The sequence below is a fragment of the Candidatus Poribacteria bacterium genome (assembly GCA_021295715.1).
Classification (GTDB): Bacteria; Poribacteria; WGA-4E; order WGA-4E; family WGA-3G; genus WGA-3G.
In genome coordinates, this window is sequence record JAGWBV010000168.1 from 1 (window position 1) to 2,315 (window position 2,315).

The 2,315-nt window shown below is 50.4% G+C and carries 1 protein-coding gene; it reads right to left on the bottom strand.

Going from position 1 to position 2,315, the window contains the following annotated elements:
* A partial coding sequence (locus J4G07_22495; protein ID MCE2416754.1) for a 30S ribosomal protein S1 occupies window positions 1-2,250 on the bottom strand: 2,250 nt, incomplete at its 3' end.
* Between the last annotated feature and the right edge of the window lie 65 nt (window positions 2,251-2,315).

Sequence of the window (2,315 nt, forward strand, 5' to 3'; positions counted from 1 at the left end):
CTCAACGTTTTCGACGCTTGCAACGTCTTCAACGCTCTCAGGGCTTTCAACGTTCTGAGCATTCTCAGCGTTTGACTTGCCCATTTCCTCCTTAAGCAAAGCACCCAATGTGGTGACAGTCTCTTCGCGTGCCGGCAATTGGCGTCTCGGTTCCCGTTCTCGCCGTGAGCGAGATGGGCGATCGGAACGTGTTCTTGCTGGCTTTTCTGCTTCATCAGGTGCTGCGGCGCGCTCTTGCTCAGCAAGGAGTGCCTTTAAACTCAAGCCGATGCGCCGATCTTTCGGTGATAGGTTAATCACTTTTAAGTCTAACTCATCGCCTACGGAGACAATTTCCTCCGGCTTTTCAATGCGCCGATCAGCGAGTTCAGAGATGTGAATCAGCCCTTCAATGCCTTCTTCGAGCTTGGTAAACGCGCCAAAACTCGTGAGATTAACAACCTTACCTCGGACCACAGAACCGACCTTATATTTCTCGGGTACTTCTTCCCATGGATCAGGCTGTGTCTGCTTGAGTCCTAATGAGACTCGGCGTTCAGCCGCGTCAATCTGTAGGACAACGACCTCAATCTCACTACCTTCCTTAAGTGCCTCATTGGCTGCGGCACCGCGTTTAGTCCACGAGAGGTCAGAAGTATGGATCAACCCGTCAATTCCGGGTTCAATTTCAACAAACGCGCCAAAACTTGTCAAGTTTCGGATACGCCCGATGATCTTGCTACCGACAGGCGATCTCTGCTCCAAGAGTTCCCATGGGTTCTGTTGCAGCTGCTTGAGTCCAAGTGAAATGCGTTTGTCCTCACGTGAGATTTCAAGCACAATGGCTTCAATCTCGTCACCCTTATTGACGATGCGTGAAGGGGCGACATTACGCCGTGTCCATGCCATCTCAGAGACATGAATTAGCCCTTCAACGCCTTCTTCAAGTTGTAAGAACGCGCCATAGTTCACAATGTTGACGACGACCCCGCGAACTGAGGCTCCGACTGGATACTTTTCCTCAATGTTTGCCCAGGGGTCAGGAGTCTTCTGTTTCAAGCCCAACGAAATTTTCTCGTTTTCTTGGCTGATACCGATAACTTGGACTTCAATCTCTTCGCCAACCGAAACGACATCGGACGGATGATGGATCCGTTTCCATGCCATATCTGTTTTATGGAGCAAACCATCAACGCCGCCGAGGTCAACAAACGCCCCAAAAGCGGTAATATTTTTCACGACACCTGTTATCAGTTGACCAACTTCAAGTGTTTTGAGAACTTCTGATCGCTTTTGGACGAGCTCAGCTTCCAACCATGCGCGACGCGATAAAACGATATTATGCCGCCGCTTGCTCAAGCTAATAACTTTCATCTCCAGCGTCTGGCCGACATACTGCTCAAGGTTCTGGATAGGACGTAGCTCAACCTGTGAAGCCGGTAAAAAGCCACGTAGGGATCCGACGCTCACGCGCAATCCGCCCTTAATCCGCTCAGTAACACGCCCCTGCACCGGTGCCCCGGACTCATACGCGGTTGCTATTTCGTCCCAAATGAGCGTTTGGTCGGCTATCTTCTTCGAAAGGACGATTTGCCCTTCGGAGTCCTCACGCCGCACGATATAGACATCGATTTCATCGCCAGCCTGGACAGCCGGCACCCCGTCTTGCCCAGGCTCAAATTCTGCTGCGGGGATATACCCCTCAGATTTAAAGCCGATATCAATCATGACTTCATCACGATTGACATCTACGACAACACCTTTAACAATCTCTCCGTCCGTAAACGCCTTTATCGAATTATCATACGCTTCCTCAAGAGATTCTGGGCTCATCGGCTCCGGCGGCTCTTCCGCTGCAGCCGCTGCTTCCTCAGGCGGGGCTGTTTCATCAGTAGGCGTTGTTGCTTCTTCAGAATCAGCATCAACCTCAGTAACAGAAACTTCTGCTGTCTCTTCAAGTCCTGTTTCATCAGTAGAGGTTGTCGTTTCCTCAGAATCAGCATCGCTAACGCCTGCTTCTACTGCTGCTTCGGAGTCCGCCTCATCAGCTTGCTTGGGATCAGTATCGTCAGCAGTTGCTGCTTCTTCACTACTCTTGACTTCCTCTTGTCCCTCAACATCTGCATCGGTTGTTGAAGCTGCTTGCACAGCTTCTGGCGTCTCTGTCTCGCCCACTACTTCCTGATTCACGTCAGCCGATCCTTCAGCTGAGTGTTTTTCTTCTTCCACATCAACGGTGGACACATTTGTATTTGCTTGTTCGTTGTTCATTAAGATACCTGGTCCATTTAAAAACGCGTAACCGCGTTAATCCGCCAGTTCCTCCTTATATTCAA